This is a genomic window from Flavobacterium denitrificans DSM 15936 (genome assembly GCF_000425445.1).
In the GTDB taxonomy this organism is placed as follows: Bacteria; Bacteroidota; Bacteroidia; order Flavobacteriales; family Flavobacteriaceae; genus Flavobacterium; species Flavobacterium denitrificans.
On sequence record NZ_AUDL01000004.1, the window covers coordinates 255,088 to 279,481 of the forward strand.

General features: G+C 33.3%; 23 protein-coding genes, 1 tRNA gene and 1 pseudogene. 11 read left to right on the forward strand and 14 right to left on the reverse strand.

Annotation, left to right across the window (positions count from 1 at the left end):
• Positions 1-104 precede the first annotated feature (104 nt).
• The 3 genes from H600_RS0101145 to H600_RS0101155 all read right to left on the reverse strand — a co-directional run bounded on the left by H600_RS0101145 (position 105) and on the right by H600_RS0101155 (position 2,209).
• Complete coding sequence (locus H600_RS0101145; RefSeq protein ID WP_026727063.1) at positions 105-296, reverse strand: hypothetical protein; 192 nt, start codon at positions 294-296, stop codon at positions 105-107.
• An 85-nt stretch (positions 297-381) separates the two neighbouring features.
• Positions 382-564, reverse strand: a complete 183-nt coding sequence (locus H600_RS0101150) for a hypothetical protein (protein WP_157509861.1) — start codon at positions 562-564, stop codon at positions 382-384.
• A gap of 88 nt (positions 565-652) precedes the next feature.
• Entirely contained in the window at positions 653-2,209 is a 1,557-nt protein-coding gene (locus H600_RS0101155) for a vitamin K epoxide reductase family protein (RefSeq protein ID WP_026727065.1), read from the reverse strand.
• A 260-nt stretch (positions 2,210-2,469) separates the two neighbouring features.
• Here H600_RS0101155 and H600_RS23090 point away from each other — a divergent pair, with 260 nt between their 5' ends.
• Both H600_RS23090 and H600_RS22835 read left to right on the forward strand, forming a co-directional pair.
• Complete coding sequence (locus H600_RS23090) at positions 2,470-2,664, forward strand: hypothetical protein (protein WP_026727066.1); 195 nt, start codon at positions 2,470-2,472, stop codon at positions 2,662-2,664.
• An 18-nt stretch (positions 2,665-2,682) separates the two neighbouring features.
• Complete coding sequence (locus H600_RS22835) at positions 2,683-2,820, forward strand: rSAM-modified peptide (protein WP_157509862.1); 138 nt, start codon at positions 2,683-2,685, stop codon at positions 2,818-2,820.
• A gap of 135 nt (positions 2,821-2,955) precedes the next feature.
• On the opposite strand, the gene H600_RS23265 is transcribed toward H600_RS22835, so the two are convergent.
• On the reverse strand, positions 2,956-3,375 hold the full coding sequence (locus H600_RS23265) for a helix-turn-helix domain-containing protein (RefSeq protein WP_425337358.1): 420 nt from the start codon (positions 3,373-3,375) through the stop codon (positions 2,956-2,958).
• Between the two features lie 408 nt (positions 3,376-3,783).
• Positions 3,784-4,704, reverse strand: a pseudogene (locus H600_RS23270) (tetratricopeptide repeat protein); the annotation flags it as partial.
• A 165-nt stretch (positions 4,705-4,869) separates the two neighbouring features.
• Between H600_RS23270 and H600_RS0101175 the strand changes: the two are divergent.
• From H600_RS0101175 to H600_RS0101185, 3 genes are all read left to right on the forward strand, one after another.
• Positions 4,870-6,051, forward strand: coding sequence for an acyl-CoA dehydrogenase family protein (locus H600_RS0101175; RefSeq protein WP_026727068.1), 1,182 nt, complete (start codon positions 4,870-4,872; stop codon positions 6,049-6,051).
• A gap of 84 nt (positions 6,052-6,135) precedes the next feature.
• Positions 6,136-6,918, forward strand: coding sequence for a DUF3050 domain-containing protein (locus H600_RS0101180; protein ID WP_026727069.1), 783 nt, complete (start codon positions 6,136-6,138; stop codon positions 6,916-6,918).
• 66 nt (positions 6,919-6,984) lie between these two features.
• Positions 6,985-7,746, forward strand: a complete 762-nt coding sequence (locus tag H600_RS0101185; RefSeq protein ID WP_026727070.1) for an SGNH/GDSL hydrolase family protein — start codon at positions 6,985-6,987, stop codon at positions 7,744-7,746.
• Between the two features lie 61 nt (positions 7,747-7,807).
• Here the strand turns inward: H600_RS0101185 and H600_RS0101190 are convergent, their stop codons facing one another.
• The 3 genes from H600_RS0101190 to H600_RS0101200 all read right to left on the reverse strand — a co-directional run bounded on the left by H600_RS0101190 (position 7,808) and on the right by H600_RS0101200 (position 9,537).
• Positions 7,808-8,179: a hypothetical protein gene (locus tag H600_RS0101190; RefSeq protein WP_026727071.1), complete on the reverse strand. Its 372-nt coding sequence runs from the start codon at positions 8,177-8,179 to the stop codon at positions 7,808-7,810.
• A gap of 344 nt (positions 8,180-8,523) precedes the next feature.
• Positions 8,524-8,610: transfer RNA gene (locus H600_RS0101195), tRNA-Ser, on the reverse strand.
• A 57-nt stretch (positions 8,611-8,667) separates the two neighbouring features.
• Entirely contained in the window at positions 8,668-9,537 is an 870-nt protein-coding gene (locus H600_RS0101200; RefSeq protein ID WP_026727072.1) for a LysR substrate-binding domain-containing protein, read from the reverse strand.
• Between the two features lie 90 nt (positions 9,538-9,627).
• On the opposite strand from H600_RS0101200, the gene H600_RS0101205 reads away from it, so the two are divergent.
• Entirely contained in the window at positions 9,628-10,872 is a 1,245-nt protein-coding gene (locus H600_RS0101205) for an MFS transporter (RefSeq protein WP_026727073.1), read from the forward strand.
• Between the two features lie 273 nt (positions 10,873-11,145).
• Here H600_RS0101205 and H600_RS0101210 read toward each other — a convergent pair whose 3' ends face one another.
• From H600_RS0101210 to H600_RS0101245, 6 genes are all read right to left on the reverse strand, one after another.
• Positions 11,146-12,174, reverse strand: a complete 1,029-nt coding sequence (locus tag H600_RS0101210; protein ID WP_026727074.1) for an asparaginase — start codon at positions 12,172-12,174, stop codon at positions 11,146-11,148.
• Positions 12,164-13,300: a 1-acyl-sn-glycerol-3-phosphate acyltransferase gene (locus H600_RS0101215; protein ID WP_026727075.1), complete on the reverse strand. Its 1,137-nt coding sequence runs from the start codon at positions 13,298-13,300 to the stop codon at positions 12,164-12,166. Before H600_RS0101215 ends, H600_RS0101210 begins: the two co-directional genes overlap by 11 nt.
• 63 nt (positions 13,301-13,363) lie before the next feature.
• On the reverse strand, positions 13,364-14,143 hold the full coding sequence (locus H600_RS0101220) for a TatD family hydrolase (RefSeq protein WP_026727076.1): 780 nt from the start codon (positions 14,141-14,143) through the stop codon (positions 13,364-13,366).
• Positions 14,144-14,450: 307 nt separating this feature from the next.
• On the reverse strand, positions 14,451-16,112 hold the full coding sequence (locus H600_RS0101230) for a S41 family peptidase (protein WP_026727077.1): 1,662 nt from the start codon (positions 16,110-16,112) through the stop codon (positions 14,451-14,453).
• A gap of 129 nt (positions 16,113-16,241) precedes the next feature.
• Positions 16,242-16,964, reverse strand: coding sequence for a hypothetical protein (locus H600_RS0101240; protein ID WP_026727078.1), 723 nt, complete (start codon positions 16,962-16,964; stop codon positions 16,242-16,244).
• A gap of 6 nt (positions 16,965-16,970) precedes the next feature.
• Positions 16,971-17,552 carry an RNA polymerase sigma factor gene (locus tag H600_RS0101245; protein WP_026727079.1) on the reverse strand — a complete coding sequence of 194 codons (582 nt, stop codon included), beginning with the start codon at positions 17,550-17,552 and terminating at the stop codon, positions 16,971-16,973.
• 124 nt (positions 17,553-17,676) lie between these two features.
• Between H600_RS0101245 and H600_RS0101250 the strand changes: the two genes are divergently transcribed.
• The 5 genes from H600_RS0101250 (at position 17,677) to H600_RS0101270 (ending at position 24,393) form a co-directional block, all read left to right on the forward strand.
• On the forward strand, positions 17,677-17,976 hold the full coding sequence (locus H600_RS0101250; protein WP_026727080.1) for a hypothetical protein: 300 nt from the start codon (positions 17,677-17,679) through the stop codon (positions 17,974-17,976).
• A 181-nt stretch (positions 17,977-18,157) separates the two neighbouring features.
• Positions 18,158-19,141: a hypothetical protein gene (locus H600_RS0101255; RefSeq protein WP_026727081.1), complete on the forward strand. Its 984-nt coding sequence runs from the start codon at positions 18,158-18,160 to the stop codon at positions 19,139-19,141.
• Between the two features lie 111 nt (positions 19,142-19,252).
• Positions 19,253-21,205 carry a DUF7849 domain-containing protein gene (locus H600_RS0101260; RefSeq protein ID WP_026727082.1) on the forward strand — a complete coding sequence of 651 codons (1,953 nt, stop codon included), beginning with the start codon at positions 19,253-19,255 and terminating at the stop codon, positions 21,203-21,205.
• Positions 21,206-21,343: 138 nt separating this feature from the next.
• Positions 21,344-24,004 carry a CHAT domain-containing protein gene (locus tag H600_RS0101265; protein WP_026727083.1) on the forward strand — a complete coding sequence of 887 codons (2,661 nt, stop codon included), beginning with the start codon at positions 21,344-21,346 and terminating at the stop codon, positions 24,002-24,004.
• Entirely contained in the window at positions 23,956-24,393 is a 438-nt protein-coding gene (locus H600_RS0101270; RefSeq protein ID WP_026727084.1) for a retropepsin-like aspartic protease, read from the forward strand. Before H600_RS0101265 ends, H600_RS0101270 begins: the two co-directional genes overlap by 49 nt.
• The last annotated feature ends 1 nt before the right edge of the window (position 24,394 follow it).

The window sequence follows — 24,394 nt, forward strand, 5'->3', positions numbered from 1 at the left end:
GATATTTGCTCAATGTTCCACGATCGAGCGCCTACAAGTTCAAAAAAAAACATGACTAAATTTTTGATAAGGCTTTATATTGTTTGCTATAAAAAAATTAATATTTAGCAGCATAAACGGCTTGTGTTGCAAATACCTGGGAAAGTATCCATTGGACAAACTCCGCCAGCCGGTATTAAAACACATCCTGCCTCAAGAGCATTAACCCAACATTCAGGAATACCTCCCTTAATTGCTTTTTGCTCACTTTTGCTGATTTTGTGAGCATGTTCTAGGTTTAAAATTTTCTTTATCATAACTTTTTCAAATTAATTTTGATTTTTATTTCTAGAACATCCCAATCAATCACGTTTTATTTAAGCCTCTCTACGAGCCAAAAATTTATCCGATTGCCATTGCGTCAGAATAATTCATTTCTAGCGCAAAATAGTCTGTACAGTCCTCATATGACATTGCTGACACATAATCCCATGCATTACATTTTGATGCCATTTCTTTTGCATAAATGCCAACAATCAATTTTTGTTCGCTTGCACTTATTTCTTGCGTTCCTTCTAGGTTCAAAATATTTTTTAACATAACTCTTTTTTTTTCGTTTTGGGGTATTATTCAATCGTTTTTAAAGACATTTGAATTCGGTCTCAATTATTTCTTATGCTGTTTTTTCGAATATTTCTACTTCTTCAGCAAAATCATTCAAGAAATATTTCAATTCGCTCAGTTCATATTCGTTTGGAAACAATTTTTCGTTTACAATTTTAACTGGAGTGTAATTAAAATTATTCTTAGAACACCATTCGTACTGCTTGTTGATTTCTTGGCTTATCATTATGCTGACAGGCTCAACGTGCCATTTTTTAAGCCATTTTTTAAGGCTCATTTTTTTAATATGCCAATCTGAAATTGCTTCAACTGTTTTTCCTGGTGTAGCTCTGTTAATTGTCAAAATTCTTTCAACAATTATTTTATATGGATTTTCAGTATTTTCTGGATTAATATTGAACAAAACATTCAAGTAAACTTTATCTGGAAATCTTAAAACAAGATCAAATGCTTCATGAAATGTTTTGTGGCAATGTTCACAGCTTGGACTTATGATAATTGACAATTTTACAGCTGCGTTTCGGCTACCAAAATTCAAGCCTCTTAATTCTTCCAATCCATCAACATAAGGCACTTTTTTAGCAAGGAAGTTTAGCAAAGAATAATTTCTTTTGAATTTTTTCAGCTCTTTTAATGAATTTTCACTACTTAAAACGTTTTTAATCATAGGTTTTACTGCTAACCAAATTGGTACAAGAAGCGCTAATGAAAAAACAAATGGAAAAACACTCTCAAAACTAAATGTCAAAGTGAATAAATCCGATGAAAACCAAATAAAGCTCTGAACAAAAATCAGAAATGAAACTACCAAGCACATTACGCACCACTTTTGAAGTTCAAACTTTTGAATCCAAATAGAGGATACTATAATAGGAATTGCAAGCAAACTTAAAAAGCCAACAAAAATCGCCGAGCTTAAAGGCTGTATCAATATTGCTATAAAACTTGAAGCAAAGAACATTAATGGCAAATCAGAAAAATTAAATACTTTATTTTCTGCTCCTTCATTAGAATTGATTACAGAATTGCAAGATGAATTTGAACTCAGATTGCAAAACTTTGATATAACGCTGTTTTTAAAGCCTAATTTTTCTTGAGCGATAAAAACACTAACTATAAATCCTAATGCCGATGTCGTCAAGAAAACCGAGCTAAAAAGATCATACGAATTATAAAAGACAGACAATCCTATTACTAGTAAAAATGGCAGGCAATATTTTAACCAGCTAAATTCAACTTTAAGATTTTCTCTCGCAATAACATTATTAGGCTCAATTGCTACAATTACACCATTCCAATCTAAAAGGAATTTTTCGTAAGCTAATTTTTGCACTCCTTTTTTAATAGTAGTAATACGAACATAGTTTTTAGCTCTTTCTACTAAAGCAAGTTCTTCTTTAAAGTAAGCTAGAAAATTTGAAGGCAAATCTACTATTTGTTCTTTCGGAACTCTGATGGCCGCATTCTCTATTGACAATAAATCTAACGAATCTGTTATCGCAAATAAACTTGGATAATTAGGATGAGACAAAAACAAATCCTTGAACTCATTTTTGATTTCTGAGTATCTATTTATTTGTAGAAATTTTTGGACTAGTTTTAACATCTGTTCGATTGCGATTAAATCATAATTACAGTACAAAGATTGTGGTTTTTATCGAGAAAAAGTGACCTTTGGTAGACATTTTATCAATTATACTACATACAATTTATAAATTATACCAGTCAAAGACATACTTACAATTAACTGTAAATCAATAAATTACATCAATTTATTTTATTCAAAAATTGCCAAAACCCAAATCTCGACCAAGCGTTTTCCTTTTTCTCTAGCTTTGACATATTAGAAACCTAATTATTAAAGTGATGGCAAAAAAGACATTAAACTTCGAAAATTTTGAAGCCGAAAAATTATCAAAAAATGAACAAAAAATAGTTCGTGGCGGAGATGGAGATGGAAACGGAAACGGAACAAATGATCCAAACAAAGATAAAGGAGGAAACGGAGATGAGGCACAAGTTCAAAGAATTTTACAATTATCTATATCAATAAAAATATAAACCTAAATACATCAGATTATGAAAACTATAAAAACAAAATTCGAAGATTTTGAAGCTGACAAATTATCAAAAAATCAGCAAAAAGCAGTACGCGGTGGCGATGATCCAATCGATCCTAAAAATGATCCAAATAAAGATAAAGGAGGAAATGGATAAAACCATTTTGAAAACTAATGATACAGCTAAACTGAGAATTCAAGTTTAGCTGTTTTTTTTTAGTGCTATTTGTCAAGCTATTCTTTTCCTAAAAAAAAAGAGAACACGAAACTCCTAAACAGTTCTTAATGCACTCTAAATATTGCTAGCAAATTGAGCCGGCGAAACACCAGTTCTTTTGCGGAATGATTTTGCAAATGAAACAGCATTTTTAAAACCAACACTTTCAGCAATAGCTTGTGTAGAATATTTTCGGTACATATGATTTGTAATCATTTCATTGATTACATAATTAATTTTTAACTCATTTGAATATTCTCCAAACGATTTGCCAAATCGTTTATTTACGACATAAGACAAATATGTCGTGTTAGTTTTGATTTTCTTAGCCACATACGGCAAAGTAAAATCGGCATTGAGATATTCGAGTTTGTTTTCCAGAGCCAATAATTTCTCAACGATTTTATTTTCTTTGGCTTCATCGATACTTAAATTGGCATTTTCCTTTTTGAGATGAACTTCTTCTGTCTCAAAAGTTTCTAAAGCTTCGGCCACAACTGGAGGATTTTCTTTTTTCTCCAAATTAGCTTTAAACTCTTCAATTAAAGCATTCATTTTTTTATGCGCCTTATTCTTATCTCGAATGTTCTTGATCAGAAAAAATACAATTCCTAATACCAGAAGTACGTAAAATATCTTTAATGCCTTATTTATTAAAACATCATATTTATATTTTTCTTGAATATTAAGCATTTCTGTGCTCAAATCTTCCACTCCTAATTTATAATTGACTTCTTGAGCTTCGTCTCTTAATTTTGCTTCAGACTTTTCATAAGTATTCAAGTAGATTTTAGAATGCGTATAGGCCTCATTTGGCTTATTCATAGCGCTATAAATCTTAGCTTGAAGATAGTTTGACTTTAAATAATTTCCATTCAAGGATTTATTTTTTAGTGAAATAGAATCTACTTTCTTTAAGCAAACCAATGCCTTATCATATTTTTTAGTAGAGTAATATAAATCTCCTAAATTATAATTAGCAGTTTGATACAGCTGTTCAGAATTATTTTGCTTCGCTAAAAACAAAATATCATAATAGGTTTTTTCAGCGTTCTTCTGATCATTTTTCAGCAGGTAAATATTCCCCAAACTCATTTTCGCTGTAATTTGATTGCGTACAAAATTTTGAGAATACGTAACTGATTTTTTGTAAAAATATTCCGCCGAGTCAAGCAAATATTTCTTGTCTCGGTTTTTCATGAAATAGCCTTCATAAGAACCACCTAAATCTAGATTAATATTGCTTTTGCTATTTTGAAACTGCTCTTTCGAATAAACTCTTTCATTTTTGTCAATGAAGTCATTATTTTGCCTCAAATTCTTGATTGAAAGTTGATAATTCCCAACTTCCTCATTAATAAGGGCAATATTACTTTTAAACTTAACGACCTGAATAACATCTTGAACATCCAAAGAAAACTTAATCCCTTTTTGATAATTTTCAAGTGCAGCACTCAAATTACCTCTTCTCCATTCCGTTAATCCTCTAAAATTATAAAGATAAGCTGTGAGTTTTGTTTTTTCTGATGATTGAGGCAATTTCTCTAAATACTGAAAACCTTTTTTGTATGTTTCTTCAGATTTTTTACGATTGTCTTTCATTTGATACAAATAAGAAGCTGCACCATTAGCAAATGCTAGGTGTGCATTATTGTTCGATTTCATCAATTCCTTAGTATATGCAAGACCATTATCGACATTGTCATTAAAACTGAATCGAATTTTATCTTGCAGGACTAAGTATTCCTGTTCAGTAATTTGAGTTTGTTGAGCAAAACTCGCATTAAAAACAAGAAAAAATAAAAAAGAGATGATTAGCCTCATTAATTTGTTTTTGGATTCCAAAAATAACGCATAAATTTTCAATATACTAAAATTTATTTGCCATAGTCTTGTTAATTTTACAACAAAATTAAAAAAATATAACAATTTAGCTTTGTTTTGTTATATTTTTATTACGTAAATTTGTTTTCGTAAAACACATCAAAAATGAAACCAGATTTATTTCAAGCACCAGATTATTATAACCTTGACGATTTATTAACTGACGAACATAAATTAGTTCGCGAATCTGCTCGTGCATGGGTTAAGAGAGAAGTTTCTCCTATCATAGAAGAATATGCTCAAAAAGCAGAATTTCCAAAACAAATTATAAAAGGACTTGGAGAAATTGGCGGTTTCGGACCTTATATTCCAGTCGAATATGGAGGTGCTGGTTTAGACCAAATTTCATACGGTTTGATTATGCAGGAAATCGAAAGAGGTGACTCTGGCGTACGATCAACCTCATCTGTGCAATCATCTTTAGTAATGTATCCAATTTGGAAATACGGAAACGAAGAACAACGCATGAAATATTTGCCAAAACTAGCAACAGGAGAATGGATGGGTTGTTTTGGTTTAACCGAACCTGATCACGGTTCTGATCCTGGAAGCATGATTACCAATTTTAAAGATATGGGAGATCATTATCTTTTAAATGGTGCTAAAATGTGGATTTCAAATGCGCCGTTTGCTGACATTGCTGTAGTTTGGGCTAAAAATGAAGAAGGAAGAATTCACGGTCTAATTGTTGAACGTGGCATGCAAGGCTTCACAACACCTGAAACGCACAATAAATGGTCGCTTCGTGCATCATCAACTGGCGAATTGATTTTTGATAATGTTAAAGTTCCTAAAGAAAATTTATTACCAAACAAATCAGGTTTAGGTGCTCCGCTAGGTTGTTTGGATTCAGCTCGCTACGGAATTGCATGGGGCGCGATCGGCGCAGCGATGGACTGTTACGATACCGCTTTACGTTATGCTAAAGAAAGAATTCAATTTGGAAAACCAATTGGAGGAACACAATTACAACAGAAAAAATTGGCTGAAATGATTACCGAAATCACAAAAGCACAATTATTGACTTGGCGTTTAGGCGTTTTGAGAAACGAAGGAAAAGCAACAACGGCTCAAATTTCCATGGCAAAACGAAATAATGTCAATATGGCAATTGAAATTGCACGCGAAGCTAGACAAATGTTAGGCGGAATGGGAATTACAGGCGAATATTCAATTATGCGCCACATGATGAACCTAGAAAGCGTAATTACTTATGAAGGAACACACGACATTCATTTATTGATTACCGGAATGGATGTAACTGGAATTCCAGCATTTAAATCATAAACAATTATTAAAGAATATACAAAATCAATTTAAAAAGCTTCTTCTAAACGGGAAGCTTTTTATCTTTGCACAAAATTTACATAAATGAATATTGAAACTATAAACAATAGCATTCAACCTCAAAAAGACCAGCTTTTAAACCACTCTTTATACAACAAAATTCAAAACATTGATGACTTGCACAGTTTCCTTGAAAATCATGTTTTTGCTGTTTGGGATTTTATGTCATTGTTAAAAGCTTTACAAGCCAAACTTACGTGTACAACAACGCCTTGGTTCGCCACAAAAAACCCAGAAACAAGATATTTGATCAACGAAATTGTTCTTGCTGAAGAAACAGATTTAACAATCGACGGAAGAAGACAAAGCCATTACGAAATGTATCTTGAAGCAATGGAAGGTTGCGGGGCAGATACAACAGGAATTAATACCTTTTTATCTGAAGTAAATTCGCTTCACAATATTTTTGTAGCGATCAAACAAAGTTCGCTTCATCCTGAAATAAAAGCTTTCTTGGATTTTACTTTCAGAGTTATTGAAGAAGGAAAACCACACGAAATCGCAGCTGCTTTTACTTTTGGAAGAGAAGATTTGATTCCGAGTATGTTTACCGAAATCCTGAAAAACTTTCAAAAAAATCTTCCTGAAGTCGATTTGGCAAAATTACTTTATTACTTCGAAAGACATATTGAACTTGATGCTGACGAACATGGGCCAATGGCAATGCAAATGATCACTGATTTATGTGAAGATGACGCTCAAAAATGGAAAGAAGTGGAAGAAGTTTCCATTTTAGCTTTAGAAAAACGAATTGGACTTTGGAATGCCATTGAGGAAGAAATTCTTTTAAAAGCCGAAATGGTCTAAAACCGAATTCAAATATTTAACGTAACTATTTGTTTAAGATGTTCACAAACCTAATTTTCCCAAATTATGAAACCGCATTTCAAACAAATAGTTATTGTTATCTTCTCCATATTCGTGAGTTGCAGTGCTGATCAATCAGATTCAGAGAACAATACTGTTCCGCCGGCAACAACGCCACCGACTACAGAAGTTCCAACCACTCCTATATCAAAATCCATTAATTATCTCGCTTTAGGTGACAGTTATACTATTGGACAAAGTGTTTGTGAAACTTGCCGATATCCGGAACAGCTCAAAACCAAACTACAAACAATTTATCCCGAAACTGCTTTTTCATTAAAAGTAATTGCCAGAACTGGCTGGACGACAAGCGACCTTATTACAACAATAAATTCACAAAATCCAGATTCTAATTATGATTTGGTTACGCTATTAATCGGTGTAAACAATCAATATCAGCATGCAGATTTTTCGGTTTATGAAAAAGAATTTCCGCAATTACTAAACAAAGCTATTACATTGGCAAAAGGCGACAATAAAAATGTCATCGTACTTTCGATTCCAGATTATGCTTACACGCCCTTCACTAAGAATTATACGAGTGAAAACCGAATGAAAATTTCAACCGAATTAGATCATTATAATTCTTTTGCCGAGAGTTATTGCATCACAAAACAAGTTGCTTTTATTTCCATTACCGATATTACAAGACAAGGTTTAAACAATCCTAGTTTAGTTGCCTCAGATGGCCTTCATCCTTCTGAAACTGCTTATAAAATTTTTGTTGAGAAAATGTTGCCTAAGGTAAAAATGGCATTGCAGGATTAAACTTTTTTGAGACTAAAAAAAATAAAAAATCCCTAATTTCACTATGTCAAATTGTGGGATTTTAACTTGCAATAAGGTTTTGAGAATTGAGCACGTTTTTTTCAAAATAAACACTTAACTGACTTACTATTTGTGATTTAACTTTTGAAGTGTCAATAAAAAAAACATTTTTGTCATTCTTCAAAGTATCAGATGCTGGTTTATTGAAACAACAAACAGCAAGAGGAATTTTTCTTTCGTAAACCTTAAAAAAATCAAGAAAGTCTTCTTCTCTATACGTAACAATTACTATTGCCTGATAAACATTTAACTGAACATCTGCTTCTTTAAAATCTCTACAAAGCTCAATATTTAAAACATCCTCAAACTTGTGTTTTAAGAGTCTTGAAAAGCTTTTTTGATTTCCACATAAAAGTACTTTTTTCTTTATCATTGTTGTCTCTTTATAATTAAACACCTATAAAAAACCAGCAGAATTAAAAACTTTTAAATCGTCCTGTTTTTATTTCAACAGTCAATTTGTTTCTATATCCACTTACAAAGATACCTCAGACAATACTAGTATTTTGTAACATACTAACCACTTTCTGTAGAATTTTTTCTACAGAAAGCAAGTTCTGAAACCCAAAAAGAGATCTCGGCAAGGTCTCTTTTTTTCGCTATAAACAATTAAACACATATGAATTACTTAGAAGAGTCAAAAAAAATTTGATCAAATTCATAAAAAAACCTCGAAATAACGATTCCGAGGTTTCATAATATTTTAAATTAAATCTGCAGAAAGGAAGGGATTCGAACCCTCGATACAGTTACCCATATACTAGCTTTCCAGGCTAGCTCCTTAAACCACTCGGACACCTTTCTTTGTTGGTCTGCAAAGAACACAAAAAAAAATGGTTTTTAAAAACAAAATCTGCAAACTTAAATGCTTTTTCTAAATTCTTCCATAAAGAGCTTTACCGCTTTTTTTTGGTAACCGCCAATCGTCAGCATAAAAGCTTCTCTTTTTGTGGCAACGCCTGTAATCTGCAATGCTTTTAGCTGATCCCAGCCTTTTAGCGCCATATCTGCGACAATTGTCGCCCAATCACTATTCTCTACCATTTGCAATAAGGCGTGTATTGAATGCAGTTCTATTGAAATTTTAGGTTTCATATTAAACTTTTGAAATAATTCCTCAACAAATTCTCTTGAATTTGATCCTTTTCCGGGCAATACCAACGGAATTTCTTCTATCTTTTTAAAAGCTATTTTATTTAAAGCGGCTAAAGCGTGTGTTCTAGAGACTGCCAAAACCATATGAGAAGTAAACAAAGGAATTTTCTGAATGGGCGATTCGATTTCATGCGAGGAAATAACCAAAACGACATCTAACTGGTTGTCAAGAAGTTTTTGCTCTAAAGATTCTGTTGTCCCGTATTCAACAACAATTTTAAGGTTTTGATATTTTTTAGCAAATGTATTGACAACCGGAAGAATCAATAAACCAAAAATATAAGTAACACCAATTCGCAATTCACCACCAATCATTTCATTTAAATCTTCGATTGCCTGTTTTCCGTTTTCTACATTTTCGATTACTTTTTTAGCGTGAATCAAAAAAACTGAGCCCGCTTCTGTCAATTGTACTTTTTTTCCAATTCGCTTAAATAACGGCAAACCAAGTTCTTCTTCTAACTTTTTAATCTGCTGTGAAAGTCCAGATTGTGTTACAAAACACAATTCGGCGGCTTTGGTAAAATGCAATACCTCAGCCGTTTTTATAAAATATTCTAATTGATAGATTTCCATATTGATAAGTTTTGATACTTATTATAAGTAAAATTATTAATTTTTCTAATGTAATCATAATTCCGACCTTTGTAAAAAATATTTAAGGTTATGTTTAAGGCGTTAAAATCAAGAAATTTCAAGTTATTCTTTTACGGGCAATCAGTTTCTGTAATTGGAACGTGGTTGCAAAAAACAGCCGTAAGCTGGATGGTTTATAGCGTAACCGGATCTGTATTTTTGCTTGGACTAGCGACTTTTTTGAGTATGATTCCGTCCTTATTTCTAGCGCCTTTAGCCGGAAGCATTATTGGAAGATATGATCGTCATAAAGCAATGATCTTTTTGCAATCAATGGCAATGCTTCAGGCTGGACTTTTAGCCTTGTTGATTTACCTAAAAATTTACAATATCAATTTTATTTTGGCTCTAAGTCTTTTTCAGGGAATTATCAATGCGTTTGATATGACTTGCAGACAAACCATGATGATAGACATTGTAGATGATAAAGAAGATTTGTCAAATGCCGTTGCCTTAAATTCTACTTTGAATAATTTTGCTCGAATTGCCGGACCTGCCTTAGCCGGAATTATTCTACACAATTATGGTGAAGACATTTGTTTTATTGGAAACTTCTTAAGCTACATTCCGGTTTTGATTTCACTATTAATGATGAGAATCACACCACACATTAAAGCAGAAGACAAATTTAAAATGCTTGACGATTTTCTTGAAGGTTTTGATTATGTCAAAAAAGAAACCGAAATGGCAAGAATGCTTTTAATGCTAATGTGCAGCAGTTTGTTCGTGATTTCTTTCAATACTTTGATGCCCGTTTTTGCCAAAGATATCTTTAGCGGAAATGCACAGACTTTCAGCTGGTTTGAAAGTGCTGCCGGAATTGGCTCAATCCTTTCAGCAATTTATTTAGCTAATTTGAAAAGATCAGACAACATGAGCAAAATAATGGTCGCTGCGAGTCTTTTATTGGGCTTTAGTGTTATCATACTTGCTTACTCAAATAGTTTGACTATAGCGCTTATTTGTATGGCTCTGAGCGGCGTGGGAATGATGGCTCAAACCTCATCTATAAACATTTATGTTCAAACACAGAGTGCTGTAAATATGAGATCCAGAAGTATTAGTTATTATTTAATGGCGTATCAAGGAATGATTCCTGTGGGAAGTTTGATTGTTGGGTATGTTTCACACATTATCGGAACCAGAAATACAGTTGCCATTCAGGGAATTATTTGTATTATTTCGGTAATTGTTTATGTCTATTATAGAAAACATAAAGCTTCTGAGGAAGATTTGGAAAGTTGTCCGGTTACTTATAAAAATTCTAAGTTTTAAATTCCTAATTCCAATTATCTGCAGTTTTGTCATATCGATGCCCAAACTACGGGAGAGAAATCCTGTTTAGATATTCGACAAAGATTTTCCTTTAACAAATCTCAAAACATAACCCGTGGTTTCAACCATAGGAATACAATGCATGAATACGTTTCCCGTGGTTGAAACCACGGGCTATGTTTGTGAAATGACAAACAATCTGGAATGACTCACAATAAAAAATTCCAAATTCCATAATGAATGAGTATTCAAATTGAAATTTGGAATTTAAATTTAAGATATTTCCCCGCGGAGTGCCGTCTCAAAAATATCTTTAAACTCGTTTTGCGGGATATTGTGCCCCAATAAATACATCAATTTGGTTATTGCGGCTTCTGTAGTAATATCTTTTCCTGAAATAACTCCCAGCGATTTTAAGGCCGTACTGGTTTCGTATTGCCCCATATTGACGCTTCCGCCGGAACATTGCGTTACATTTACAATATGCATTCCAGATTTGATGGCTTTTTCGATTAAATTTAAAAACCAATCTTCAGTTGGAGCATTTCCTGAACCGTATGTTTCTAAAACTATACCTCGCAAACCTTGAGTTGCAAGGATTGAAGCCAGAACAATTTCGCTCATTCCTGGAAACATTTTGATGATAACTACATGATTATCTAAGTTTTTATGGACGATCAGTTTTGAATCTTTGTTTAAAGGAAGAAATAAATGTCGGTTCAATTTTAAATGTACTCCCGATTCTACTAATTCTGGATAATTTGGCGCTGTAAAAGCTCTGAAATGTTCTGCATTTACTTTTGAAGTTCTGTTTCCTCGGTACAATTTGTATTCAAAATACAAACAAACTTCGGTAATAACCGGTTTTCCATCTTCTAAAAGTGAAGCAATCTGAATCGCTGTAATCAGATTTTCTTTAGCATCGGTACGCAAATCTCCAATTGGCAATTGTGAACCTGTAAACACAACCGGTTTTGCCAAATTCTCTAGCATAAAACTCAACGCTGAAGCTGAATACGACATCGTATCTGATCCGTGTAAAACTACAAATCCGTCGAAAGAAGTGTAGTTTTCCTCAATCATTGTGGCGATTTTGGTCCACATTTGAGGATTCATATTCGAAGAATCAATTGGGTGTTCGAATGAAATTGATTCGATTTCACAGTCCAATTGCTTGATTTCTGGAATTTTCTGAATTAATTTACCAAAATTGAAGGCTTTAAGCGCTCCAGTTTCAAAGTCTTTGCTCATACCGATGGTTCCTCCGGTATAAATCAATAATATTTTTGCTTTAGATGACATCTTGGTATTTTAATTTGTTGACAACAGGATTTGCATACATTGCTAAAAATCCTTGTCTTGTCACAGGATTATCGCTTCCGATTCTCATTTCTAAACGACGCTCAAAAAGCTGTTTTTCGCTCTCTTTGTATTTGTGAGCGAATTTGTCTGTTTCGTTTAAAATATCGTAAGCAATAAAATTTGTTGGCCATAATTGGTAGTTTTTCAAAATCACATCATCGATAGTTTGTGCCAAAGCTTGAACCTGCTTGTTTGCATTATCATTTTCGGCCACAATCTGATCAATTTCTGAATCTAAAACATCGCCAACAGAAATGTGTATTCTTTTTTTAGTTCCCATGACACCGCTAATAATGGTCATGAAATCCTCATTTTTGTCTTTTACATAAACTTCGTTGTTTGCTTCTGCCATTAATTGTGGCATTTTCAAAACATCAGTTGGATCATATTCATATGAAATCGAAACCGGAACGATTTTCAATTTCTTGAAATAATTCATCAAATCTTCTTCATCAGAAGCCATTCCGATCATTTTTAAAACGCCTGGATTAGTTTCGTCATTTCCGTCTTTTGTTCTTCCTTCTCGTTGCGCAATCCAAACCGAACGATTTTCGCGAAGCAATAATTGTCCCATATATTCAGACAATAATTTTGAACTTTGCAACATTTCACGAGGCGTTAATCCTCTTAAAACCAAAAAGTTTCTATTCAATTTTGCTAAAGTTGACAAGAACGCTTTTTTCACCAAATTGTCTCCAATTGCAGAAGCAGTCATTACCAAACCGTGTTCGAATAAACAAACATTCAATAAAGTAGTATCTAAAAGAATATCTCTATGATTTGAGATAAACAAATAAGAAGTGTTTGGCTCCAGTTTATCAAAACCTGAAGTAGTTAAGCCTTCAGAACTTTTTTCTAAAACTTTCTGAATGGTATTGTAAATAAAGTTGCATTGAAAATCACGAATAGAATGTGTTTTCTTTAATTGTTCCTTCCAAACCTCATCTTCTACATCCGGAAAAGTAAAGTTCATCATGGTTTTCATCATCGGATGATTGACAACACCATGAAGTGCTTCATTTATTTCGGAATCATAAAACGGTCGAATGGCATCAAATCTCTGCATTATTTATTTGGGTTTAAGTGGGCAAAAGAACAAAAAAAAAATTAAAGTTTTGTAAGGTCTGGGTTAAATCCCAAAAACATCCTTTGAATTTTGAGTCGTAATCTTGGCAATTTCTTCTCCAGAAACTCCATAAATGTCGCTTAATTTGGCAATAACATTGACTAAATAACTGCTTTCATTTCGTTTTCCTCGATACGGAATCGGCGCTAAATAAGGCGAATCTGTTTCCAATACAATATGTTTTAAATCGATTTGATCCATAAACTGATCGATTTTTCCATTTTTAAACGTTACTACTCCGCCAATTCCTAATTTCATTTTGTAAGAAATCGCACGCTGAGCTTGTTCTAAAGTTCCGGAAAAACAATGAAAAATCCCAAATAAATCTTCAGATTTTTCTTCTTCTAATACTTCAAAGATTTCATCAAACGCTTCTCGACAATGAATTACAATTGGCAATTTGTGTTGTTTTGCCAACTGAATTTGTCTTTTAAAAGCTATTTGCTGTTCTTTTAAATGGGTTTTATCCCAATACAAATCAATCCCTATTTCGCCAACTGCGTAGAATTTTCGCTTTGACAATTCGGTTTCAACATGCGCCAATTCTTCTAAATAATTATCTTTAACGTAAGTGGGATGAAGTCCCATCATTAGGAATATATTTTCTGGATAATTTTTCTCTAAATCGTACATGGATTGCGTCGCAGCTGCGTCGATAGCAGGAATGAAAAAACGTGTAATTCCGGCATCAATGGCACGCTGTATCATGGCGTCACGATCCTGATCAAATTCTTCAGAATATAAATGCGTATGTGTATCGGTAATAATAGGTGTTGAATTCAATTGTCTATTTTTTAAAGCTGTCAAAATTACGACAATATTAAAAGAATAGCAATTCTGTATGGAATGGCACGCGGATGACGCGGACTAAAACGGATTTTTTCTTTTTTAGAAATAATGCTTCGAATAAAAAAACCTTTGTCAAAGTTTGAAACTTTGACAAAGGTCTCTGCACATTTTCTTCGTTTTACCGATATTTTTATCATCCTGAGGAACAAAGGACCTCACAAGAAGCTTCGAGAAGAAAATCCCCAATTTTTCTCTCGATCAGCTCGTGCGATCCCTCGTTCTTCAGAGCGATAACCTAGTTTTATTTACCTGTTTCAATAAAAAGCAAAGCGCGGTCCAGAACCTCATCTTTTCCTTCCTTAATTCCTTCAATTGTTGGTTTTACTTCAATATCTGGAACAATTCCGATTCTCTGCGTTTCCGTTTTATCTGGATAATAAACGCCAATTCCTGTAATAAGCGTACTAAACGAGTCAAAATAAAATTGAGACACATTGCCATCTGCTCCTGCAGTTTGACTGCCTATGATTGTTGCTCTTCCTGCTGCGCGAAAACACATAGCCGACCATTCTGAATGGCTTATCGATTTTTCATTAAGCAAAACAACTACTTTTCCTTTGTAATTATCCTTGTTTTCAAAACCACTTTTCGATACTTCGCCCCATCTAAATCTTCCCGGATACGTCAAATCTGGAACAGTATATGTGGCAAATGATTTTTCTTGTGGGTCTATGAAATCTGAAATTTCTCTAATCGTTCCTTGCGGATAATTTCTCATATCAAAAACAATCGCTTTTGTAGATTTCATCATATTGATCATATCAGGAACATTTTGAGATTTCAAGATTCCCATATCTACATAGCCTATATTATCGTCTAAAAGCTTGAATTTTTCTCTCTTTTTCTTTGCTCCTTTTTTAAATTCATTTCGGTGTGAATCGTGATAATTGCCCCAATACATCGTTTTTGAAACATATTTTCCATCTTCCAGAAACTCGACTTCAACAATCTCTGATTCGCCCGACAATACAGCATTTTTAATTTTGTCTAAAAACTTTGGCTCGTTTGAAGCGCCAACCAAGCCTCTGTATTCTTCAATAATTTCTTTTATTGTTTTATGGCCTATCTTGGTAACTACAGTCCCTATTTTAATGTTATAAGCTTGAGCAAGACTGTCTCCCAAAATTTCTGTAACCACGAATTTCTCATCAATTATTCTTCCATCAGCGGGGAAATATTTCCAATCTTTTTTGGGTGCCGAAGATTGATAGGTAAAAAACTCCACGTGACTATCATTTAGCTTAAATGCTAATTTTTTCATTGCCTTAAAAAATGCAACATCGCCTTTGGAATTGACAACTTCAGGGATAGCTTTTTCTAGTGCTGTATCCCAGTTTTCATCCATTAAATATTGATATGGAAAAAAATATTCGATTAAATTCCAATACATGAAAACCATTCTCAGTTTCGAATTTTTATCCTCAAAATCTGGGTTTGAACCGCTTTCATGTATCTGGTGAACATTTCCAACTCCCTCTGCCGCTTCTATATAAAACTGCTTGCCTTGAAATCTATTTTCTTCTATAAATTTTAATTTTGCAGAAAGATTTTTAGAAAATAAAGCATTTGAATTTATCCAAGATAAATCAAAATTTTTATCAAAAAAAACTACGCCTTTCGGGGCTGCAATTGGCGCAATAAGCGGTACTTCTCCCAAAGAATCTATCCAGTTTGAAATTATTAAGGAATATTCTTTTCTGGTCTGCGCTTTTTCAATTTTAGGTAAAATATCGATCAACTGCTGATCCCAATTGAATTCTCCAGCAGCTACTTTTGGATGATAATATTTTAAGAAACCCCAAACTTTGCAGGTTGCAACAAGTTTTTCAGTCTCTGTAATTTTGGTTGCGCTAAAAATGGTTTGAGAAAAAATGATAAAAAGAAACAGTGTAATTTTTTTCATTATTAAAAATTCGGTTAGGTTTAGTAGTTTTTGGGCTAATTCTCATAAAAAGAAAATCGAATTTAGAATTAAAATTCCAAATTCGATTGCGGTTTTCCGTAAAGGGAAAAATATTTTCTAAAAAACAACTTATTCTAAATCATCAAGAAGCAATTGTACTTCGTCATAATCTTCATAATCCTGAGAAATGGTTTGCAAGATCTCCTTACAAGATTTGTAATCGCGTTGTTTCAATTTAGACAATGCCAAATACCAAGTCGCTTTTTCTTTGTAGGCTGAATTTCCTGATCTCAATTCATTTAAAACAGCTTCTGCTTTTAAAAACTGACTTTGTTCCAATAGTGAAATCCCATAAAAATATTGAATTTCTGGTGTTTTTCCTTTTTCCAAAACTTCCTCAAAATACGGAATTGCCAATGAATATCTTTTAGCGTTAAATTCTTTTTCAGCATTTTTCAAAGGGCCATCTTCACTTCCTCTTTCAGCAAAAGAAGCTTGTTCCGGATTATTATAATCGACAAAAGCCGGATATTGATTGTAATTAAAAAAGAACAATCCAAACAATACCGCAACTGATGCTGCAACTGCCAAATACCAAGGTTTCAGGCCAATTACTTTTGGTTTTTTATTGAAATATTCTTCGGAGATCTGATTAAGGTTTTGTTTGAATGCTTCTCTCTCCTCTTCAAATCCAAATTTATTCTGAAGTTGCAGCTGCACTGATTTGAAAGTTTCAAATTCTGAAGCAAATTGTCCATCTTCAGCCAATTGCTTTTCAAAATCGCTTTTTTGATCGATCGTCAGTTCGCCTTCCAGATATTGGTCGAATAATATGTAGCGTTCTTCGTTCATGACTAATTATTTTTTTAGAGAATTAAAATTTTTTGCTCCCTGAATCCACTCTGTAAGCTGACCAATGCACAAGGATTTCTTTTTGCGCACATAACCATACGTTACGTTTAGTTTTTCAGCAACTTCTTCCATTGATTTAATTGAAAAACTTAACTTCAACAACTCTTGACACTTTTCGCCTAATTTTTGAAACATGGCGTCAAAAAGCTGTTGTTTTTCGTCAAATTCCTCATTTTGAGCAATTAATTCTAATGCAGATTCATTGATAGATACCACATCTTCATGAATTGTTACCCCTTTGTTCGAGATTTTTTTGAATTCATTCAGCCACTTTCTTTTACATAATAAAAAAAAGTAAGCATCAAATGGACAAGTCAGCTTCAATGTACCCGCTTTGGCCTGATTGTAAAGCAAAATCATGACTTCTTGTACAATATCCTGCGCCTGATCTCTGTCGCCCGAATTATTCAGAACAAAAAAGATAACCTTAGGCACGAACTTTTTGTAAATAGACTCGATAATTTCCGAATCATTTGCTGCAAGTCCGTCAATATACATTTGGTCACGATGTATTTTAATTTTCTCCATAAAAAAACTTTTGATAAGCTAAAGTTAAAAAAAATCTCAAATAATTTTAAATCTAGGGTAACAATTACAAAATCAAATTGATATAGAACTGAAATACGCTTTTGAAACCTAAAACTTAAAAGAAATGGAAACGTATCAATTTACTCCTGAAAAAAGTCTCGATCAATTTTATGAAATGATTTCGGCCAAAAAAAGAAATGGTTTTGTAGTTGTCGAACATAATGAAAAATTGCCGTATGTAGTTTTGTCCAAAGAAAAAAAGACTCTCAATCATTCTTTTCATCTCTTTCTTACCTGCATCACATTTGGGCTTTGGTCATGTGTGTGGCTGTATTTGATCGTTGTGCTTTCGCAGAAGACAAACATTTTGGTGGCTGTCGATGAAGACGGAAATCTTTTTGAAGACAAATGCTTGTCAGCATAAAAAATTAAGAGCAGGGGTAACAAATTTTAAAGCGAATTGATATAGTGTTATACAAGCCTGAAAAATAATTTGATAACAAGGGTAACAATATCGAACCCAAATTGATATAAAAATGTAAATAACAACCAAAATCTGAAAACCGCTTGAAAACTTCAAGACAGATTTATAAAAACTAGAAATCATGAACACAAATTTTAAAACTATCAGTCTATTATTTTTATTGCTAATTTCGATTACAAGTTGCGACAACAGCGACGGCGATGATATTCAAATTATGCCTCCAACTTCTGCCGCTTTTAAAAGCATTAGTGAAAAAGGCCTTAAAGGAAACACGCAAAAATTTACTGCAACTGCCGGAAACGGCATGATTACCCTAACATCAGCTAAAGGAGTAAAATTGAACATCAACGGGAACTGCTTGACCAAAAACGGAACTGCTGTAACAGGCCAAATTGACATTGAATATATCGAACTTTTTGATAAAGGAAATATGTTGATTACCAACAAACCAACAATGGGGATTACTGCTGACGGAAAGAAAAACTTACTGATTTCGGGAGGAGAATTCTTTATCAAAGCGACACAAGGTGGTGTTGAACTTCAAACTTCTTGTCAAATGAGCATGATTGTTCCAACGGCTTTGACGAATGGTTTAGATAATGCAATGACTTTATGGACTGGCGTAATTGATGAAGCAGGCGAATTGGCTTGGAGAGAAGCAAAAGCAGGTGCTGACGGCGCTAACGGAAAAGGTGGCGTACAAGGTGAAGGAAACAATTATTATGTTACTTTTGGAAACTTTGGATGGACAAATGTAGATCGTTTTTATAGTGATCCAAGACCAAAAACAACCATTCTTGTTGATGCTCCTGATGGTTATGACAACAACAATAGCGCAATTTATTTGTCTTATGATGGCGAAGGAACAAATGCGCTTGCAAAATTAGATACTTATACTGCCGCTGGATTATTCAGCGAACATTATGGCCAAATCCCGATTGGTCTGAAATGCCATGTGATTTTTGTTACCGAAGACAATGGTCAATGGCGCTATGCGATCAAAGCTGTAACCGTCGCTGCCAACGATATTTACACTTTTACTCTTGCCGAAACCGTAGTCGGTACTGAGGCGCAATTGGTAGCAGCAATTAATGCTATTCAATAAGTTAGAAATGCTTTTTTAAGAAAAAGTGATGATTTGCTCATCACTTTTTTTTACATTTAAACCAGTTTTAAAATTGATTATTAAGATTTTAGAACCCAAAACTATCTCGTTATGAAACCACAATTGTCTGTTTTGTTTATTCTATTTTCTATTTTCTCAATAGGACAAACCAAAGTAAAAGACACCATAACCCGACGCGCCAATATTGGTTTTATCCAAAATGGAAATGCCGTTACTTTTAAACCCGAAACACCACCTTTGATTCCAATTGCGGGTGCGCCAAAACCAAGCTATTCGTATTTGTGGGAACTTGGCGACGGCCATTACAGCAAAGAAGCCCAACCTAAACATGTTTATAAAAACAAAGGTACGTACACCACTCGTCTTGCTGTTACCAACAATTACGACAACGGAAAACCTCCAGCAACACGTCCAAAAAAAGTAGCTGTTAATGACATAACAGACAACAATTATAAAGACATTGCATCAATTGCAGATCAAAATGGTTTTGCCATAATCAAGAATTGCGATCCTATTCCAGATCAGGAAATGGTAGTCGTAGTGAGTTATCAAAATCTGGAGAATTATGTTTCAAACGGCAAACTGTATTTGTTTTACAATGAAAAGCAATTCAAGAATAATAATTTCGAATTAAGCGATTTTAGAACGTATGCGAATGAGCGCGAAGTAAAAGAAAATCTGGTAGCTTCGGTTGATGACATTGACGATTCAAATAATTTTGTGGCTTCCGCTGAAGGGAATTTCAATCAGAAAAAATACCGAAATACCACAACTGAAGAAGATCTTGACGCATCACTTTTAGATGCTAACAAAACCTATCATAATGTTTCGATTTTAGAATTTGATGATGCGAATCCGGGTGAAACGCGCAATGTTTTTTATACCTTCAAAACTACTCCGGAAATGATTAAAGATACGAGCGCAACGGTTACGATGCGTGGAATTTTTGTTCCAAATCGAAGTTATAAAAACCACAAAATCAAAAATCTCGAAATGGAGATTGTAACTTCTCACGATCCTAACAAAATGGGATCGAACGGAAGTTTTATGAATTACAGATTGGTGCGTTTTAAAAGAGTGAATTTTAAAACCCGTTTTCAGAACAACGGCGAAGGACCAGCGCGAAAAATTCGTTTAGAAACCGATGTTCCGGATATGTTTGACAAAAAAACTTTCCAGATTGAAAGCATGTATCCCGAATGCCCGATTTGCCCAAAAGGCGAAGAACCAACAGTGAGTTGTCTGGATACGATTATCAAACAAAAACAGATTATTTTTACTTTCAAAAACATTTATTTGCCAGGAAGCGAACAGAAAAATGTACACGAAAAAGATTCTACGAAAGGTTTTGTAAAATATTCAATGAAGTTTGCCGAAGACTTTCATAAAGTAAAAACCAAAAGCCGAACGGCTATTATTTTTGATAAAAACGAACCTATAATCACGAACTACGCCACTACCCGATTCTTGCCTGGAATTTCGATTGGTGCAAAAGCGGGTTACAATATTTATCCGGATTTGGATAAATCGACAAGTTATTTTGTTGGCGCGACAATTTCGCCTTTTAAATCGTATCGTTTTTATTGGCAGGCCGAATGGCTGAATGCTTTGAATCAATACAACAGCGAGGTTAAGATTGAAGAAGAATTTTTGACCAACGCCAATGGAACAAGGCAATTACAACGCACGACTACTACAACGGAAAACAAAAACATCAATTGGGAAATTCCTGTTTTGATTCGGTATAATATTAATAATTACATTGGAGTTGGCGCCGGAGTTCAGTTCAATGTAAATGTTTCTTCTGAACAAAATCAGAATATACAAGTGGATCTTTATGAAGGTGACAAAGAAAACTTTTTAATTGATTCCAAAACAACATCAAACACAATCAAAAACTCTTTTACTGATTTTAAAACGGGTTTATTGTTTGATTTAACAGCTGGTTTCGCGAGAATTGGTCCGAGTTTGGGTGCGCGTTATGTGATTAATTTTGAACAGAATTTCAATTATATTCAGCTTTATGGGATATGGAAGTTTTAGTTTTTTTTCACCATATAAGTGATATAAGTTCATATTAAGAAGCTGGATTTTTGTTTGTTTCTCTAAAAAAACTAAAGTTCAAATAAGCTTATATTGCTTTTAATAATTTAACTTTAAAACTATGCGCAACAATTTAATATGAACTTATATCACTTATATGGTTTAATTTTCTTCTTCATAAATCTGAATGTTTTTGGACAGCATCAGGAAGATAAAATATATAATGCCATTGATAGTTTTATTGCTCATCCATCCGCGAAAGCGTTGCAAAATTTAGAAAATACAGAAAGTGATTTTTGGAAAAATCCGAAACCAAAAACCAAAGATGAATTGCTGGCCATTGTGGTTTTGAACTGCAATAAAGCGTATTATGAAAATCAATTTGGGCAAACTCAAAACGCCATTTCAAGTTACGAAAAAGCTTGGCAAATTTATCAGAAACAGAAACTTTCCAATTATGATATTATTGAATTTTGTCTAAAACCTTTAGGAAATTTATATACGGTTTTGGGCGATTATGACAGTGCAGAAAACACTATAAAACAGTATTTTTTTATTGCAAATACTTCTAAAAATTATCCTGATGCGGAAAAGCAAAAGTTTGCGGCGATTCTGAATTTATCGAATGTTTATCAAAATACAGGCAGAATCATTGGAGCAATTGAACTTTTGGAAAACACTCTAAAAACAGAGAAATTATCGAAGTCAGAAAAAGGGATTTTGCTGAATAATTTAGGCAATAATTATTTGCTTTTTAAAGGAAATCTGATGACGCAGGAGCTTTACAAAAAAGCCGAAAATGCTTTTAAAGCCGCGGTAAAATATTTAGAAAATGATAAAGATCATTTAGAAAATTTATCTAATTCTTATCGAAATCTTGCAAATGTAAGCCGACAAACACACCGATTTAAAATTGCAGATTCGTATTTCGAAAAAGCAACCGAACTTTTTCTAAAAATCCCAAATCAACAACCGAGAAAAATTGCAAAACTGTATTATGAAAAAGCATTATTGCTTTTTGATGAAAAAAAATATGCAGAAAGCACCAAACAAATTACTGGAGCTTTTAAAATCTTACTTCCAAATCATACTGTAAAGAACATTCTTCCTGCTGAAAATGAAATATATGCCGAAACTGTTTTAATGGATATTTTGGATTTACAGGCGGCAATTTTTGCCAATCAAAACCAACCTAAAAAAGCGCTTGAAGGTTATAAACTTTCTTTTCATATTGAAAACTTATTGATGAGTGGCTTAGTATATGAAAACTCTAAAATTATTTCACAAATCCGCGCTAGAAATCGTGTTGAGAAATGCCTTTTACTTTATGATCAATTGTACAAGAAAGAAAATAAAATCGAATATTTAGAAGAAGCTTTTCAATTAGCAGAAAAAACAAAATCGGGAATTTTGAAGCGTCATCTTTCAAATATTAAAACCGCCTCAACAGCAGAAAAACAACTTTTACAAGCATTTCAAAATGCCAATAATTCGATTTTAAAAGAACAGCAAAAAGGGAATTCGGCCAAGATCTCAACTATAAATTCGGCTATAAAAAAGCAAAATGAATTGATGCTTTCATTAAAGCGAATTCAATCTGAAAATCCAAATTCAACTCCCGATAATTTTGATGTAAAAGCATTATTTTCGAAGTTAGAAAAAGAGAAAGCAATTATGGTTTATTATTTTATGGGTGCTAAAAATCTATATTACTTTACTGTGCAAAATAACCGAATTAGCTTAAATTATTTTGATGTTACGGATGCAGCAATTTCTAAAATTTTAAGATTCCTCGACTATTTTAGAAGCTCAGATGCTATTACAAATGATATTGCAGGATACAATTATTATGGAAAAAATGCATATGATTTATTAAAATTACCGCCAAATTTAAACTATAAAAACCTCATAATTGTCCCTGACGGCATTTTGAATTTCCTTCCTTTCGAAGCTTTGATTACAAAGGAATCCAATACAACAAATTTTGCCAAAATGCATTATTTACTTAATGATTTCAAAATGGCTTATAATACTTCGGCTACTTTTTATTTGAACTCAAAACCAGTTCAGAAATCGGAAAAAACAGTTTTAGGCGTGTTTCCAGTTTTCGAAAAAACTGCTTTTGAACTGACTTATTCCAAGAAAGAATTAGAATCCATTCGAAGTAATTTTAAGGGGAAATATTTAGAAAACGCTGATGCAAGTTTTGCCAATTTTAAAAATAATGCATCAAATTATTCCATTCTGCATTTGAGCACGCATGCTTCTTCGGGCGATATTGAAACTCCGGCGAGCATTAAATTTTATGATCAGGAAATCTTCTATTCTGAATTGTATAATTTGCATATCAATCCCGATTTAGTAGTTTTAAGCGCCTGTGAAACCGGAATTGGAAAACTCTACAAAGCCGAAGGCGCTATGAGCATTGCAAGAGGTTTTCAATTTGCCGGCGCACAAAATTTACTGTTTTCGTTATGGAAAGTAAATGATTTTACTACTTCTGTATTTATGGCTGATTTTTATAAAAACATCAAAAATGATGTCTCTTATTTTGAAGCCAATGTAAATGCAAAACGAAATTATTTAAACGACAAATCCATTTCGAATGCCAAAAAATCGCCTTATTATTGGAGTTCGTTTGTTTATTATGGCTCTATTTCGGCAGAAGAAAAATCAGGAAATTATATGTATTATATTGTTAGTTTATTGACTGTAATTACGTTATTTTTGATATTCAATCGAAATCGAAAATGGAAAATCTTCACGAATACCTCAAAAAAGAGAAATACAAAAAAATAAAATTCAAGCTTACCAAAACACAGCATCTTGCTATAAAAGCCAAGATTAACGGCATTTCGGGAGACTTCATTTTAGATACAGGAGCATCAAATTCTTGCGTTGGATTTGAAAGCATTGAGCGTTTTGAACTAAAGGCAAAAAAATCAAAAACAAAAGCGTCGGGAGCGGGCGCAACAGGAATGAAAACGCAAATTTCATCTGAAAACATTTTGCAATTAGGAAGCTGGAAAAGCAAAGATTTCAGCATCGTTATTTTTGATCTTTCTCACGTAAATGAGGCATTGGAATCGCATAAAGCAAAACCTGTTCATGGCATTATTGGCGCTGATGTTTTGCTTGAAGGAAAAGCAATAATTGATTACTATAATCATTATGTATATTTAAAATAGA